Below are 15,340 nucleotides of genomic sequence, written 5' to 3' on the forward strand. Positions count from 1 at the left end.
AATAAAAATTACACTTTGGATATTTTACAATGAAACATATCATATTGTTAGTATTAATTGTTTTTGGAACATTATTTGCTCAAGATGAGTCTAAGAAAGCTACTACTGTTGAAACTTCTAATGAATTTATTTTAGCTAAAACACACTATAAAGTAGGAGATTATACACAATCATATTTTGATTTTAAAAAGCTCTTTTTAAAATATAGTGATAATGTACAAGTTAATTATTACTTAGCAATGAGTGCTACTAAACTAAAGCTTTATGATGAGGCTACGGCTGCATTTGAGAGAGTATTGATTGTTGCACCAGAATATCATCGTGCAAGATTAGAGTATGCTCGTGTTCAATATATTTTAGGTTTTAAAGAAGAGGCTAAAAAAGAGTTCTTAAAAGTTGCTCAATATCCTATTCCTATAAATGTTCGAAAAAATATTGAAATGTATTTATCAAAAATTGATAGTTTGGAAAATAACTCAACCTTTATCTCTTTGGGGTTTGGTTATATGTATGATGATAATATTAACAATGGTATAGAATATGATTCTTATAATTTACCTGGATTTTTTAATTTAGAACTTAATGGAGAAGAACCACAATCTAGTACATCTTTTTTGACTTTTTTTCAAGTAGATCATATTCAAAGCCTTAGTAAAAACTCTCCATGGAGTATTAAACATACAGGAGTTATGCTTTACAAAAATCAAACTGAAAATGATTTTTATAACTTCAGTTATTATGCTTACACTCCTACACTTTTTTATAATGATGTAAAAAATAAAAGTGAATATTCATTGCAAGTTGGTATGGAAAAAATTTACCCTGGGGATAGGGTTGATTTTACAGTTTACTCTATTGAACCAAAATATCGTTTGCTTCTTAATAAAAATACTATAGTATCTACTTATTTAAAATACAATGAATTTCATTATGAAGAGCAAGTTGATAAAAATAAAAGTTATAGTAAAAAGGTAATAGGTGGTTCAATAAAATACAAAGATTTTCAATACATTTTACAATTTGAAAAAGATGATAGAGATTTTGGAGATCGTACGGATTTAAATAAAAATATTGTAAGTAATACTTTTTTATATCAATACAAGATTGAGCCATCACTTTTTTTAAATTTAAAATATGAACATAAACAAACAAGGTACAATGATAAAGATGTTTTTTTTGATAACAATAGAAAAGATAATACCAATGTTTATAGTGCTGGATTAACAAAAATTATCAATAAAAAAGATTTCCTTACTTTTAATTATACTAAAACAGATAATAGTACTAATCAAGAGGCTTATGACTACAATAAAAATGCTGTATCAATGAACTATACATGGAGGTTCAAACTATGAAAAAAATAGCTTTAATTTTCTTAACCTTATCGACTCTTCTTTTTGCAGAAGTTGCTAAAGTAGTTGCTCTTAAAGGAGAGGCTTATATTAAAAGAGGTGATTCTAATATTATATTAAAACTAAATTCTCTTTTAGAAAAAAATGACATCATAAAAACCAAAGAAAGTACTAAATTACAACTTCTTTTTAAAGATGAAACGATTATCACAATTGGTAAAAACTCAACTCTTGCAGTTAATGATTATATTTTTGATGAACAAAAAAAAGAGTATAAAGCAGAGTTTGGTCTTTTAAAAGGTACTTTTAGAACTATTACAGGAAAAATTGGAAAAATTGCTCCTGATAAGTTTAAACTTAAATCAAAAGCATCTTCAATTGGTATTAGAGGAACTCAAATTTTAAGTAATATGGAAATCTCTGGGGATACAATTTTCTGTACAGAAGGAACAATTACTATTGTTTCAAATTTTACAGGTGAAACTATTACTATTAATGCTGGTCAATATGTTACGGTAAAAGAAGGTGAACCAATGAGTGTTCAAGATTTTGATTCAAAAACTATTCAAGAAACTGACAAAGAAACTAAATTTTTAAATGATGAAGAAAAAGAGAGTGCACTTAATAAATTTGGAGTTGAACTTATTTCAGCCCAAGAAAATAATGAACCTGAAAATCCTTTTAATCCTGAATCACCAAGAAAACCCCATAAAGTAGATCCAACTAATGATATAGATACTACTAATGTACTTATTGGAGAGGTATTAGAGTTTGATTCAAATAACTATAGTAAAGGAACACTTAATAAGGAATCATCAAATTTAAGTAGTGGAAATAATTACTCTTATAATTTAACACTTAATAACCTTTCTAAAAATTTTGATAAGGATGGTTCATATAGTGGAACTCTCTCATCAAGGGGACAGTTTTTATATGATGGAAACATTCATACTTTTAAAAATGGTACTTATACATCAACAAAAGACTCTCTTGTTTCTTCTACACCTGCTTATGATACAGATGATTATGTACAATGGGGAGAGTGGAATGCAACGACTGAGTATAATAGTGAAGAAATAACTTTATCAGGTTATTGGCTTACAGGAATACAAACTCCAAGTTCAGAGATTGAATCTTTAATTAGTAGCAATGCAAATTATAGTTATTCTGGTTATGCTTTAGGTCAATCAAGTGTTAATGATATTATTAATGTTAATAATAGTACTGTAACTTTTGATATTGATTTTGGTGGTAAATCACTCACGGGAAGATTTAATTTAGGATCATTTTCTACAGATGTTTCAGGAACATTATCTTCTTCTGGATTCTCTTTTACACCTACAACAGGTACAATAACAGGAGAAGGTTCTGGTAAATTCTTTGGTCCAAATGCTAAATCAGTAGGTGGAAATTTCAAATTTGATGGAAATGCAACTTATACTGGAGTATTCAAAGCTACTAGATAATCCTCCTTTACTTTTTTATTATTTACACAAACATCACTAACTTTTTTAGTGGTGTTTAAAAATACTTGTTAAAATAAAATATTAGGAGTTATTATGAATATAGTTGTAATAGGTGCAGGTGGAATAGGAGCTTTTTATGGGATGATTTTGCATAATATTGGTTGTGATGTTAAGTTTGTAGCAAGAGGTAAAAACTTAGAATATTTAAAAAATAATGAAATCAAATTAATCCATCCAGACTATATTATTGAAGATAAAATAAAAACTCTTAGTATTGAAGAATTATTAAAAGAAAATCCTGAAAGTATAGATGTTATTTTTATTGCTACAAAATCAATGAGTACTGAAACTATTTCTACATCTTTAGGTTTTTGGGTAAAAAAGGCTAAAAAAATACCTTATTATATCTCTTTACAAAATGGTGTGGAAAATGAAGATATTATGACTAAGTATTATCCAAAAGAGTATATTATAGGTGGTCTTACAAGGCTTATTGCAGCTCATACAATATCCTTAGGTCTCATTGATTCAACAGGAGAAGTTCAAACTCTAATAGGTGCAGTTTATCCTAATGAAGATAATCAAAAGTTTTTAGATAAGCTAAAAGCTTTGTTAGATAAAACACCAACTAAAACTATACTTTGTGAAGATATTAAAAAAGAACTTTGGAATAAACTTATAATAAATAATGGTGTAAATGCAATATGTGCCTTACTTCAAGAGTATTCAGGAGTTTTAATTAGAGATGAAAAAGTATCTAAAATAATTCATGCTCTTATGAGTGAAGCAGCACTTGCCTCAAATGCAGTTGGAGTTAATTTAACTCAAAAAGATGCAAACAAAATGTTTGAGCTTATGACAAATTTTGAATCAATTAAACCTTCAATGTGGGTTGATACAGAACACAATAGAGATTTAGAGTTAGATGAGATTTGTGGAGTAGTTATTAAAAACTGTGAAAAACAAGGACTTGATGCTCCATACACAAGAAGTGTATCAACTATTTTAGAAATTTTATATAACAAACAAAGAAGAAAATAATAGTGCAATATTTAAGTGGTTTTTTAATCTTTTTATCTTTTGTATTTACAATAGCAGCATATTTTTTTAATGAAAAATTAGTATTTATTGGTGGAACTATAGCTTGGATAGCATTAATTATACTTTTTAAAAATGTAAATGGAAAGTCACTTTTATATAAATTACTTTTATTAAGTATTATTGCTTTTATTTACTCTTTTTATAATAGTTTTAATATTGATTTTGTAAAAGCAGTAAGTGTAAACCAATATCTTTTGACACTTCTTATTGGTGTTGGTTTCTTAAGACTTATAGCAACACCAAAAGTAAAAGCTATTAAATCTTTGCCAAAGGGCAAAAAAAGTTTTTTTAAAACCTATTTAGGGGTTCATCTTTTTGGTTCTGTTATAAATCTTTCTTCTTTAATTATAGTTGCAGATAAACTATATAAAAAAGCAAAATTAACAAAACTACAAGTAATTACATTAACAAGAGCTTTTTCATCTGATGCTTATTGGTCTCCTTTTTTTGTAGCCTTTGCAGCAGCTATTACGTATGCTCCAAATCTTTCATCTTCTATTATCTTAACTTTGGGTTTAATTTTAGCATTTTTATCTTTTTTAGTAACATTTCTTGAGATTAAAAATGAACCACTACTTGAAGAATTTAGAGGATATCCAATGGAGTTTGAAACATTGTATTTACCCCTTTCATTAGCACTTTTAGTTCTTGGTACACATCACTATTTCCCTGAACTTAAAGTTATTTTACTTATATCTATTTTCTCATTATTTCTTGCTATTTTTATTTTACCATTAAAGTTTGGATTGAAAAAAAGTATTGAAAAACTAGCAGAACATATAAATTGTGAACTTCCTAAGATGAAAAATGAGATAGCTTTGTTTTTAATAGCAGGAATGTTTGGAGTTAGTGTTAGTTCTGTTTTATTAGGATTAAACTTATCTTTACCCTTTGAGCAGTTAAATGGGCTTTATGCTTCACTTATTTTATTAGTATTTATACTTTTATCTTTTGTTGGAATTCATCCTGTTATTTCTATTGCAGTTTTAGGAAATTGGAGTGAACAATTAAATCATACTTTATTAGCAGTTGCATTTTTAATGTCTTGGGCTACTGCTGTTTCTACTTCCCCTTTTAGTGGATTAAATCTTACAATGCAAGCAAGATATGATTTACAGGCAAAAGAGATTTTTAAAATAAATCTACCCTATACCATAAAGATGTACATCATTTGTGTTATAATGCTTTTTGCTTTATCAAACTACTTAGGACTTGAATGAATATTTTTTTTATAATTTTAGGCAAAATTGCACCTTTATATCTAAATATAGGAATTGGATATATCCTAGCAAGATACTTTAAAATCAAAAGAGAACAGATTGCATTTTTATTAGTTTATATTTTAGGACCAGTAGTTATATTTTTTGCAGTTTTATCTATTGAGATAAACTTACAATTAGTATTTTTACCACTATTTATTTTTATTTTTGGAAGTATCATTGCTTTTTATATTTTAAGAAAATATAAAAATGAGTGGAATGATGCTAGTGTTAATACTTTAGCATTTACTTGTGGTACTGGAAATACTGGATATTTTGGTATTCCTTTAGCTATGATTTTATTAGAACCTAGTGTTGCAAATATTTTTATTTTTGGTACTTTAGCTTCACTTTTATATGAAAATACAACAGGTTTTTATGTTACAGCAAAGGGAAGTTTCACTGCACGTCAATCTATAATAAAAGTTTTGAAGTTACCACTTCTTTATGCTTTTATAGCTGGACTTTCTTTTAATCTTGTTGGTTTTAGAACACCTGAACTTATTGTTCCATATTTCGAAAATTTAAAATGGGCATATGGAATTTTAGGAATGATGATGCTTGGTATGGGAATGAAAGGTTTCAATTTACATGAAGATTTTGATAAAAAATATATAAAAATCTCATACTTCTTTAAATTTATCTTTTGGCCAGCTGCTGTTTTAGCAATAATTTTTGTAGATAAAACTTTTATTAATTTTTTAAATGAAGAAATATATAAAGTGATGTTTTTATTTTCAATTGTACCTCTTGCAGGAAACACTGTAACTTTAGCAGTTCTACTTAAAGCAAAGCCAGAGAAAGCATCATTTACAGTACTTTTATCAACTATAATATCTGTAATTTATATTCCTGTGGTATTAGCTCTTTATGGAGGGTTTTAAAATTTAGTTAAAAATTCTTTGGATTCTCCATATTTGTTTTATATAATATGGATTATCTAAACTTGAAATAGTAACTCCCACTTTTGTTGAAGCATGCATAAACTCTCCTCCTCCAAGATAAATTCCAACATGTCTAGTTTTGTAGCCTGTTTTAAAGAAGATTAAATCTCCAATTTGTAAATCGGCCATTCCTATTTGTTGTCCAACTTGTGACTGAAGTTTTGTAGTACGTGGTATTCTTATTTTAAAAGCATTCTTATAAGCATTTTGAACAAAAGCAGAACAATCAATGCCTCTTTTTGTTGTTCCTCCATATTTATATCTTACGCCTTTCCATTTTTTGTAGTGAGCTAGTAGTTGGTTATAAAGTTTTTGATTCTCTTCATAATCTCTAAATTGTAAATTTGGATTTGGTTTTGGATTTAGTGTTACAGAATTATCAGAAAAGCAACCAGCAAAAAAAAGAATAAAAACTATCAAAGGAAGAAATAGTTTTATATTCTTTATTTTGTAGCTAAGCATTTTAGAAGCCTCTAAGTGTTATACCTAAATAAATAGCTAGTAGTCCTAAAACTATATTAAAAGGAATTAAGAAGCTAGCAATTGGCTGAAGTTTTTGTTTAGCAAGAGCGAAATCTGCTTTATCAAAAGCTTTTTGTGCTTGATTTCTTTTTATATAAACTATTGTAAAAATCACAGTCATAATAACCCAAACAGCTTCTTTTACAATAACTATTGAATAAAGTTCTGTTCCTTTGAAACCTAAAGCAATAATCATAATAATAGCAGTTGCTAATAAAATTATGATTGAAGGAATAACCATAGAGAAAAATTTTTTTAAATTCTCTAAAGTCCTTCCTAATTTAATTTTTGGTTCTTCTATATTTTGCATAGAGTAGTGAATTGCAAATCTAATTACAATCATTCCTCCTACCCATATCACAGCAGAAAGAACATGTAAAAAAACAATAGGTGCTGAAAAATTGTTAAACAAAGTTTCCATTTTTTATAAGTTTTCCTTTGCAAAATTTAATGCAGCTTCTTTTGCTTCATTTATTTTTGATACATCTTTACCACCTGCTTGTGCGAAGTCTGGTCTTCCACCACCTCCACCGCCTACAATTGGTGCAACTGCTTTAATCCAGTCACCAGCTTTTATATTAGTATTTTTACTTCCTGCAACTAACATTACCTTTTCACCTTTTGCTTGAATTAGTAAGATAGCTACTTTTTCATTTCCATTTTTATAATCATCAACTAACTTTTTGATATCACCATTTTCAACAATATCAACTACAACTTTTATATCATCAATTGTTTCTTCAGAAATAGGAGTTTGAATAGAGTTGTGAGCATCTTCTAGTTCTTTTTTTAGATCTTTAACTTGTTCTTTAAGTTTTTTAATACCTGCTATTGCATCATTGTTTTTAACTTCTGCTTGTACTTTATTCATTTCACTAATAATATTTTTTGTATATCTAATTGCTGAAAGTCCACAAACAGCTTCTATTCTTCTAACTCCAGCACTAACTCCTGATTCTTTTGTAATATAAAAAGAACCAATGTCATGTGCATCTTTAACGTGAGTTCCCCCACAGAATTCTACAGATACATCTCCAAAGCTAACAACTCTTACTGTATCACCATATTTTTCACCAAACATAGCAATAGCACCTTTTTCTTTTGCTTGCTCAATTGGTAGTTCTTCAACTGTTCCTTCAAGTCCTCTTGCAATCATTGAGTTTACTAAATCTTCAACTTCTTCAATTTGTTCTTCTGTCATTGCTTTTGGGTATGTAAAGTCAAATCTTAATCTTGTAGCATCATTTAAAGAACCAGCTTGAGATACAGTTTCTCCAAGAACCATTTTTAAAGCACTTTGAAGTAAGTGAGTAGCTGAGTGATGTTTTGCAACTTCTCCTCTATCTACAACTACTGCATCAACTTTTTCACCAATAGTTAAATTAGATTTTTCTACTTTAACTTTTGAAAGGTTTAAACCATGGAATTTAGAAGTCTCCTCTACTATAGCAATATGTTCATTATCTTCTAATGCTCCAATATCACCATTTTGTCCACCAGAGGTAGCATAGAAAGGAGTTTTGTCAAGCATAACCCAACCACTAGCTCCTTTTTGTAAAGATGAAACTTCTTTAAAGTTTTCATCTAAAATAGCTACAATTGTACTTTTGTATGCAGTATTATCATATCCTACAAACTCATTTACTCCATATTTTTCAATAAGTGTTTTAAAATCTCCAGATGATTCAGCATCTCCACTTCCCTTCCAAGAAGCTTTTGCTTTTGCTTTTTGTTCTGCCATTAATTCATCAAATTTTTCAACATCAACATCAAGATTTTTTTCTCTTAACATATCTTGTGTTAAATCTAATGGGAAACCTTTTTCATCATATAATTTAAATGCGATTTCACCAGAAAACATCTCTTTAGTATTTACTAACTCTTCATTAAATAGAGTCATACCTGATTCTATTGTTTTAAAGAATCTTTCTTCTTCTAAAGTTAATTGCTCTTTTACATAATCTTTTTGTTCAACAAGTTCTGAATAGTGAGAACCCATAATATCACATAAAGTATCATATAATTTTGCCATAAATGGTTTTCTAAATCCTAATAAATAACCATGTCTTACAGCTCTTCTCATAATTCTTCTATTTACATAAGGTCTTCCTTCATTTCCAAAAAGAATTCCTTGAGATAGCATAAATGAGTTTGCTCTTAAGTGGTCAGCAATAACTCTAAACGAACCAATTGTTTCTTTATCTGTTTTCTTATTTGCTAACTCTTCTAATTTTTTAATTATAGGTTGGAAGTTTGAAGAATCAAAGTTATTATAAACACCTTCTTTTATTGCAATAACTCTTTCAAGTCCCATACCTGTATCAATTGAAGGTTTAGGTAATTCACTTCTTGTGATAGTTCCATCTTCATTTTTAGTTTGTTCATATTGCATAAATACTAAATTCCAGATTTCTAAGAATCTATCACCTTCTCCACCTAAGTAATCTTCTTCTGTGTTGAAGTGTTCAGATCCTTGGTCATAGAAAATCTCAGAACATGGTCCACAAGGTCCAGTATCTCCCATTGACCAAAAGTTATCTTTATCTCCAAACCTTTTGATTCTTGATGAATCAATATGTTTAGACCAAATATCAAAGGCTTCATCATCACTATCATGAATAGTTACCCATAATTTATCTATAGGTAAAGCAAGGTTTTTTGTTACAAATTCCCATGCATAAGCAATTGCATCTTCTTTGAAATAGTCACCAAATGAGAAATTACCTAACATCTCAAAAAGTGTGTGATGACGTGCCGTGTAACCAACGTTTTCTAAGTCGTTGTGTTTTCCACCAGCTCTTACACATAGTTGACAAGAAGTTGCAGTTGGATTACTTGGTTTTGGTACTGCACCTGTAAAAATATCTTTAAATTGTACCATTCCAGCATTTGTAAACATTAATGTTGGGTCATCTGGTACTAAAGGCATTGAAGAAACAACTTCATGTCCTTTGCTTTTAAAAAACTCTAAATACTCTTTTCTAATATCCATATAATTCATCCATAATAAATTTAGGTTTTATTCTAACGTAAAGTTTATTTAGCCAAGTTTATTTAAAGTTTTTGACTGTATAATTTATTAATATTAAGACTAAAAAGGAATTAAAATGGGTAAGTATATAGATTTAACTCCAGAGAATTTTGAGTCAACTGTTAATTCAGGTGTTTCATTAGTTGATTTTTGGGCTCCATGGTGTGGACCTTGTAGAATGATTGCTCCAGTAATTGAAGAATTAGCAGAAGAGTTTGAGGGTAAAGCAAATATTTGTAAAGTAAATACTGACGAACAACAAGATTTAGCTGTAAAATATGGTATTAGATCTATTCCAACAATTATTTTTATGAAAGATGGAGAGGTTGTTGATCAAATGGTTGGAGCTACTTCAAAACAAGCTTTATCAGAAAAAATTAATTCTTTAGTATAAGAAATCTAAAGCTTATAGCTTTAGATTTCTTATATATAGTTTATTGTTTTACTTTTTACTTCAAGTAAGTGAAGTAATTTATTGCCATTATAATAATTAAATAAAAATGATCCAATCTTTCCCTTTTCATCTAAATAATAATTGTATTCTATTACTTCATGAATATTATTATTTGAAGTGAAATATGTATTTTCGATTTTTAGACAAAGTTTTTCTTTTTCTTTAAAAAACTTCCAATTACTTTTGATTTTATTTCCCTTATTAGAATAAAGAGTGGGTAAAACTCCTTTATCTCCTATTCCTAAGTTTTTAAATGAAGCATTGTAGTCTTGATTTTTTATAGAAAATTCTTCATCGCTTGAGTCCTTGTATTTTATCCTAATACCATTTTTATCATACCATTGATATTCTATTTCCTTTAAGTTCCCATTTTCATAGTCTTTATCTTCTACTTTGACTCCTGAAGAGTTTCTTTCAATAACTCTTGTTTCATTAATCCATGAGTTTTTAAAATTGGCAGGAACAACTAAAATTTCTGCTTCAAAGTTAAAACTTTGAGTAAAGATATTACTTAAATCGTAATCTTTTGCCAAAAGATTTTTTGATAATAGTAATAATAAATATAAGAATAAAAACTTTGTTTTCATTATATCTCCTTAAAAAATTTAGACATTATAAAATAATTTTTCTTAATATTTATTATTTTTTATGAAATAGCCAAGGATAATTTTTTTATTTAATTTTCTGAATGTCATATTAATGCCACACACTTAATTTAAAATTTCAGTATAAATAAAGAAAAGACAAAGGATATGACATGAGCAATAATCTAAAATTTGCAATACCAATTTTGGTAGCAGTATTTGTAGCGCTTCTTCCTACACCTGAAGGTTTAGCTGTTAACGCACACTATTTCTTCGCTGTATTTTTAGGAGTAATTGTTGGTTTAATTTTAGAACCTATTCCACCTGCATTAATTGGTTTAGTAGGTGTGGCATTTTGTGCAACTTTTGGTCTCGTTGGAGAGAGTGCAAAAGAAGCAAGAAACTGGGCATTAAGTGGTTTTTCTAATGGTGTTATTTGGTTAATCTTTGCAGCATTTATGTTTGCATTAGGGTACAAAAAATCAGGACTTGGAAAAAGAATTGCCTTGTTGTTAGTTAAAAAACTAGGAAAAACTTCTTTAGGTTTAGGTTACGCAGTAGCAATTGCAGATGGAATTTTAGCGCCATTTATGCCTTCAAATACAGCAAGAAGTGCAGGTACTATTTTCCCTATTGCTATTAATATTCCACAAATGTTTAATTCATTACCTGATAATGAACCAAGAAAAATCGGTTCTTATATCTCTTGGGTTGCAATTGCAGCTACTTGTGTGACAAGTTCTATGTTTTTAACAGCACTTGCACCAAACTTACTTGCAGTTTCTTTAGTTGAAAAAAATGCAGGTGTTATTATTGATTGGGGTACTTGGTTCTCAACTTTAGCAATTATTATGGTTCCTCTATTTTTAGCAGTACCATATTTAGCTTATTTAGTTTACCCACCAGAACAAAAATATTCACCTGAAGCTCCAAAATGGGCAGCAGAAGAGTTGAAAAAAATGGGTTCAATTACAAAAAATGAGATTCTAATGTTAGGTCTTGGAGTACTTGCTTTAGTGATGTGGATTTTTGGTAAAGAAATTGGAGTTAATAGTACAACAGCAGCCATTGCAGTATTATGCCTTCTTGTTCTATCAAATGTAATCACTTGGGAAGATGTAATTACAAACAAAGGTGCTATTAATGTATTAATTTGGTTTTCAACTTTAGTTGCAATGGCAGCAGGGCTTAAAAAAGTTGGATATTTAAAATGGGCATCAGGACTTATTTCAAGTTGGTTAGTTGGACTAGATCCAACAATGATTGTAATAGTGTTAATGGTACTATTTTTCCTTTTCCACTATTTATTTGCAAGTGTTACTGCGCACGTTGTAGCTTTATTACCATTATTCTTAGGAATTGGTATGAACTTGCTTCCAGCAGACATGATGCAGCCATTAGCTATGCTATTAGTGGGTTCTTTAGGGTTAATGGGTATTATTACACCATTTGCAACTGGACCTTCACCTATATGGTATGGAGCTGGGTATATTTCTCAAGCTACTTGGTGGAAATTAGGTGCAATCTTTGGAGCACTATTCTTAACAGCATTGGTATTATTAGGTTTTGTTATCCTTTAAGTTTTAAAGGAATAAAGAAGTGGTGCAATTTTTTGCACCATTTTTATTTAAACTTTAATATAATAGATTCATGAAGAAGTATTTTTTATTTTTTATTTTCCAAACTTTTCTTTTTGCAAATAGTTCAGTTCTAATTATCAACTCTTATCACAAGGGCTATGAATTTAGTGATAGCATCATTAATGGAATTGAAAAAACCTTTTATCCCCATTCTAATATTGATGTAAATGTTTTATATATGGACTCAAAAAGGGTTTCTTCAAAAGAGTATTATAATAATTTAGAAAAATTATATAAAGTCCAACTAAAAAATAGAAAATATGATCTTATCATTGCAGTAGATAGATTTGCTTATGATTTTGTTTTAGATATATATTCAAGTTTTTTTACAAATGAACCAATTTTAACTGTTGGTATTGAAAACTTTTCTCCTGAAAAAGCAGCAAGATATGGCGTTGCTAATAGGGTTTCTGCCTTAATTGAAAAAAGAGATTTAAAAGGCAATGTTGATATTATAAGAACAATTTTTCCTATAATGAAAAAACTTTATATTATCAATGATATTAGTTTAAATGCAACCCATACTGAACCTCTTATCTATGATTTAATAGAAAAATTTGATGGAATTTTTGAGTTAGTTTATTTAAAAGAAGATAATCTTGAAAAACTAAAAGAAAAATTCTCAAAAAAAGAGGAGTTTAGTGCAGCTCTTTTTATCAGGTTTTATAAAAACAAAAATGGAGAACTAAACAAAAATCAAGAGATAGCAAAGTTTATAAAAAATGCCAAAATACCAATATTTGTTACTGACTCTTTGTTTATAAAAAAAGGTGCAACTGGTGGAAAAGTTGTAGATTTATTTAGGTTTGGTAAAACTTCTGGAATAATGGCTTTAGGAATATTAAATGGAACCAAACCTAGAGTTGAAATATATGATGATTTAAACTATATCTTTGACTCAACTAAATTAAGTGAATTTACTCTTCCTGTTGATGCTTTAAAAGTTCCTGTTGAACTGGTAAACAAAAGAAAAACTTTTTATGATAGACATACTGGGTTTATTAATTTTGTATTTACAACTTCACCTTTTTTACTATTTTTGATTATTGGACTTTTTCATAATATTTATATGAGAAAACAAGTAGAAAAAGATTTAAGAAGAAGAATAGAATTTGATGAAACCTTATTGAATGCAATAGAAAGTCCAATTTTCTGGCAAGATTCAAATGGAGTTATTGTTGACTCTAATACAACATTTTGTAAGCTTTTAAATATAGATTGTAGTGAGCTTTATGGAAAGAAGCTTACTGATTTTATAGATAATGCAAATGTAAAAGAAGTTTTAAAAGTTTTAGAAAAATATAAACAAAATGAAAAAGAGAATTATGAATTCTCTTATGTAAATGAAAATAAAAGAAAAATCATATACCTTGTAAAAAAAGAGAACTTTTATGATGAAAAAAGTAAATCAGAAGGTTCAGTTACAATATTTACAGATATTACAAAAGAAAAAGAGATAGCTTTAGAAAAACAAAAAAACAGACAATTTGTTATTCAACAAAGTAAGTTAGCGGAAATAGGTGAGATTTTTTCATCAATCGCTCATCAGTGGAAGTCACCTTTAGTAGAGATTACAGCAATTGCACAAGAATTATTTTATACTAAAAGTTGCAAAGATGAAAAAGAAGATGATAGTTTTGTTAAAGATATTATGAATCAAGTTACTTATATGACTGATACTATAAATGATTTTCAAAATTTTATTATGCCATCAAATAAAAAAGTACTTTTTAATATAGAAGATGCAATAAAATCAATGCTTCTTATAGTACATCATAATATGAAATATAATAGTATAAAAATCTCAATCGAAATAGAGAATAATACAAATTTAAAAGTTTTTGGATATAAAAATGAATTTATGCAATCTTTTTTAAATATAGTAAATAATGCTAAAGATGCACTTTTGAGTCAAGATTATAAAAACAGAAAAATAGATATAAAACTGCATAATGAAGCAAAAGAGTTAATAATCACTATTCAGGATAATGCAGGAGGAATTTCAGAGAAAAATTTAGAGAATATCTTTGAACCATATTTCACTACAAAAGAAGAAGGTCATGGAATAGGGCTTTATATGAGTAAGGTGATTATTGAAGATAAAATGAATGGAAAAATCTCTGTTAAAAATAAAGATAATGGGGCATTATTTACAATAAGGTTAAGGCAAGATGAAAATTTTAATTCTTGAAGATAATATGAGTTTATCAAATGTAATGAAACACACGTTAACCAAAGAAGGTTTTATTGTTGATTGTTTTTTTGATGGGGAAGAAGCTTTGGAAGCTTTAGAAAATGGATATGCCTGTTTTATTTTAGATATAAATGTACCTAATTTAGATGGGATATCTATTTTAGAAGCAATAAGAATGAATCATAAAGATGTACCAACAATAATTATTAGTTCAAATCATGATTTAGAGAAAATACAACAATCATATGAAACAGGTTGTGATGATTATCTTAAAAAACCTTTTTATATTTTTGAACTTGTTCAAAAAGTGAAAAAGTATTGTAGTCCTGAGGGGAAATATTTAGTATTTGATGAAGAGTATAAATACGATTTTCAAAACAATATTTTATACCAAAACCAAACAGAAATAGAGTTAACAAAAAAAGAGATTTTATTTTTAGAACTATTTGTTAAAAACTTACATCATCTTGCAACATATAATGAAATAGAAGAGTATGTATGGGAAGGTGAAGAGACAACTTTGGTAAATATAAGAGCGATGATAAAAAGATTAAGAAAAAAACTTCCTGAAAATGGAATTGTGATTGTAAAAGGTTTAGGTTATTCTTTAAATAAAAATGTGAAGATTGTTTAACCTTCACATTCTCTTTTAAATAGCTCTCCACTTAGCAGGGCCAGTAGTATGAATAGAAGTACCTTCTGTATCAACTGCAACAGTAACAGGCATATCTTTTACTTCAAACTCATAGATAGCTTCCATTCCCATCTCTTCAAATGCTAATACTTTTGCATC

The 15,340-nt window shown here is 28.2% G+C and carries 14 protein-coding genes; 9 read left to right on the plus strand and 5 right to left on the minus strand.

From position 1 onward, the window contains the following. Positions 1-29 precede the first annotated feature (29 nt). From CRV01_RS02805 to CRV01_RS02825, 5 genes are all read left to right on the plus strand, one after another. Positions 30-1,355: a M48 family metallopeptidase gene (locus CRV01_RS02805; RefSeq protein ID WP_129006732.1), complete on the plus strand. Its 1,326-nt coding sequence runs from the start codon at positions 30-32 to the stop codon at positions 1,353-1,355. Further along, positions 1,352-2,818: a transferrin-binding protein-like solute binding protein gene (locus CRV01_RS02810; protein ID WP_164970002.1), complete on the plus strand. Its 1,467-nt coding sequence runs from the start codon at positions 1,352-1,354 to the stop codon at positions 2,816-2,818. Before CRV01_RS02805 ends, CRV01_RS02810 begins: the two co-directional genes overlap by 4 nt. A gap of 93 nt (positions 2,819-2,911) precedes the next feature. After that, positions 2,912-3,859, plus strand: coding sequence for a ketopantoate reductase family protein (locus tag CRV01_RS02815; RefSeq protein ID WP_129006734.1), 948 nt, complete (start codon positions 2,912-2,914; stop codon positions 3,857-3,859). A gap of 2 nt (positions 3,860-3,861) precedes the next feature. After that, positions 3,862-5,139, plus strand: coding sequence for a tellurium resistance protein TerC (locus CRV01_RS02820; RefSeq protein ID WP_258238297.1), 1,278 nt, complete (start codon positions 3,862-3,864; stop codon positions 5,137-5,139). After that, positions 5,136-6,062, plus strand: coding sequence for an AEC family transporter (locus CRV01_RS02825; RefSeq protein WP_129006736.1), 927 nt, complete (start codon positions 5,136-5,138; stop codon positions 6,060-6,062). Before CRV01_RS02820 ends, CRV01_RS02825 begins: the two co-directional genes overlap by 4 nt. A 3-nt stretch (positions 6,063-6,065) precedes the next feature. Here the strand turns inward: CRV01_RS02825 and CRV01_RS02830 are convergent, their stop codons facing one another. From CRV01_RS02830 to alaS, 3 genes are read right to left on the minus strand one after another with little or no spacing between them, the layout of a single operon-like run. Further along, entirely contained in the window at positions 6,066-6,584 is a 519-nt protein-coding gene (locus CRV01_RS02830; RefSeq protein WP_129006737.1) for a C40 family peptidase, read from the minus strand. Position 6,585: 1 nt separating this feature from the next. Next, the gene (locus CRV01_RS02835; RefSeq protein ID WP_129006738.1) at positions 6,586-7,065 is read right to left on the minus strand and encodes a hypothetical protein; all 480 of its coding nucleotides are present in this window, start codon (positions 7,063-7,065) and stop codon (positions 6,586-6,588) included. Positions 7,066-7,068: 3 nt separating this feature from the next. Next, a complete protein-coding gene (gene alaS, locus CRV01_RS02840; RefSeq protein ID WP_129006739.1) occupies positions 7,069-9,636 on the minus strand; it encodes an alanine--tRNA ligase in 2,568 nt (855 codons plus the stop codon). A 115-nt stretch (positions 9,637-9,751) separates the two neighbouring features. Between alaS and trxA the strand changes: the two genes are divergently transcribed. Continuing rightward, on the plus strand, positions 9,752-10,069 hold the full coding sequence (gene trxA / locus CRV01_RS02845) for a thioredoxin (protein ID WP_129006740.1): 318 nt from the start codon (positions 9,752-9,754) through the stop codon (positions 10,067-10,069). A gap of 29 nt (positions 10,070-10,098) precedes the next feature. Here the strand turns inward: trxA and CRV01_RS02850 are convergent, their stop codons facing one another. Beyond that, on the minus strand, positions 10,099-10,716 hold the full coding sequence (locus CRV01_RS02850) for a hypothetical protein (protein WP_129006741.1): 618 nt from the start codon (positions 10,714-10,716) through the stop codon (positions 10,099-10,101). A gap of 170 nt (positions 10,717-10,886) precedes the next feature. Here CRV01_RS02850 and CRV01_RS02855 point away from each other — a divergent pair, with 170 nt between their 5' ends. The 3 genes from CRV01_RS02855 to CRV01_RS02865 all read left to right on the plus strand — a co-directional run bounded on the left by CRV01_RS02855 (position 10,887) and on the right by CRV01_RS02865 (position 15,181). Next, positions 10,887-12,293 carry a DASS family sodium-coupled anion symporter gene (locus CRV01_RS02855; RefSeq protein ID WP_129006742.1) on the plus strand — a complete coding sequence of 469 codons (1,407 nt, stop codon included), beginning with the start codon at positions 10,887-10,889 and terminating at the stop codon, positions 12,291-12,293. Between the two features lie 70 nt (positions 12,294-12,363). Beyond that, positions 12,364-14,544 carry an ABC transporter substrate binding protein gene (locus tag CRV01_RS02860; RefSeq protein ID WP_129006743.1) on the plus strand — a complete coding sequence of 727 codons (2,181 nt, stop codon included), beginning with the start codon at positions 12,364-12,366 and terminating at the stop codon, positions 14,542-14,544. After that, on the plus strand, positions 14,525-15,181 hold the full coding sequence (locus CRV01_RS02865; RefSeq protein ID WP_129006744.1) for a response regulator transcription factor: 657 nt from the start codon (positions 14,525-14,527) through the stop codon (positions 15,179-15,181). Before CRV01_RS02860 ends, CRV01_RS02865 begins: the two co-directional genes overlap by 20 nt. A 15-nt stretch (positions 15,182-15,196) precedes the next feature. On the opposite strand, the gene CRV01_RS02870 is transcribed toward CRV01_RS02865, so the two are convergent. Further along, positions 15,197-15,340 (minus strand): fumarate hydratase C-terminal domain-containing protein (locus CRV01_RS02870; protein WP_164970003.1); only part of this gene is annotated, 144 nt, incomplete at its 5' end.

It is taken from the genome of Arcobacter sp. CECT 8983 (assembly GCF_004118855.1).
Lineage (GTDB): Bacteria > Campylobacterota > Campylobacteria > Campylobacterales > Arcobacteraceae > Halarcobacter.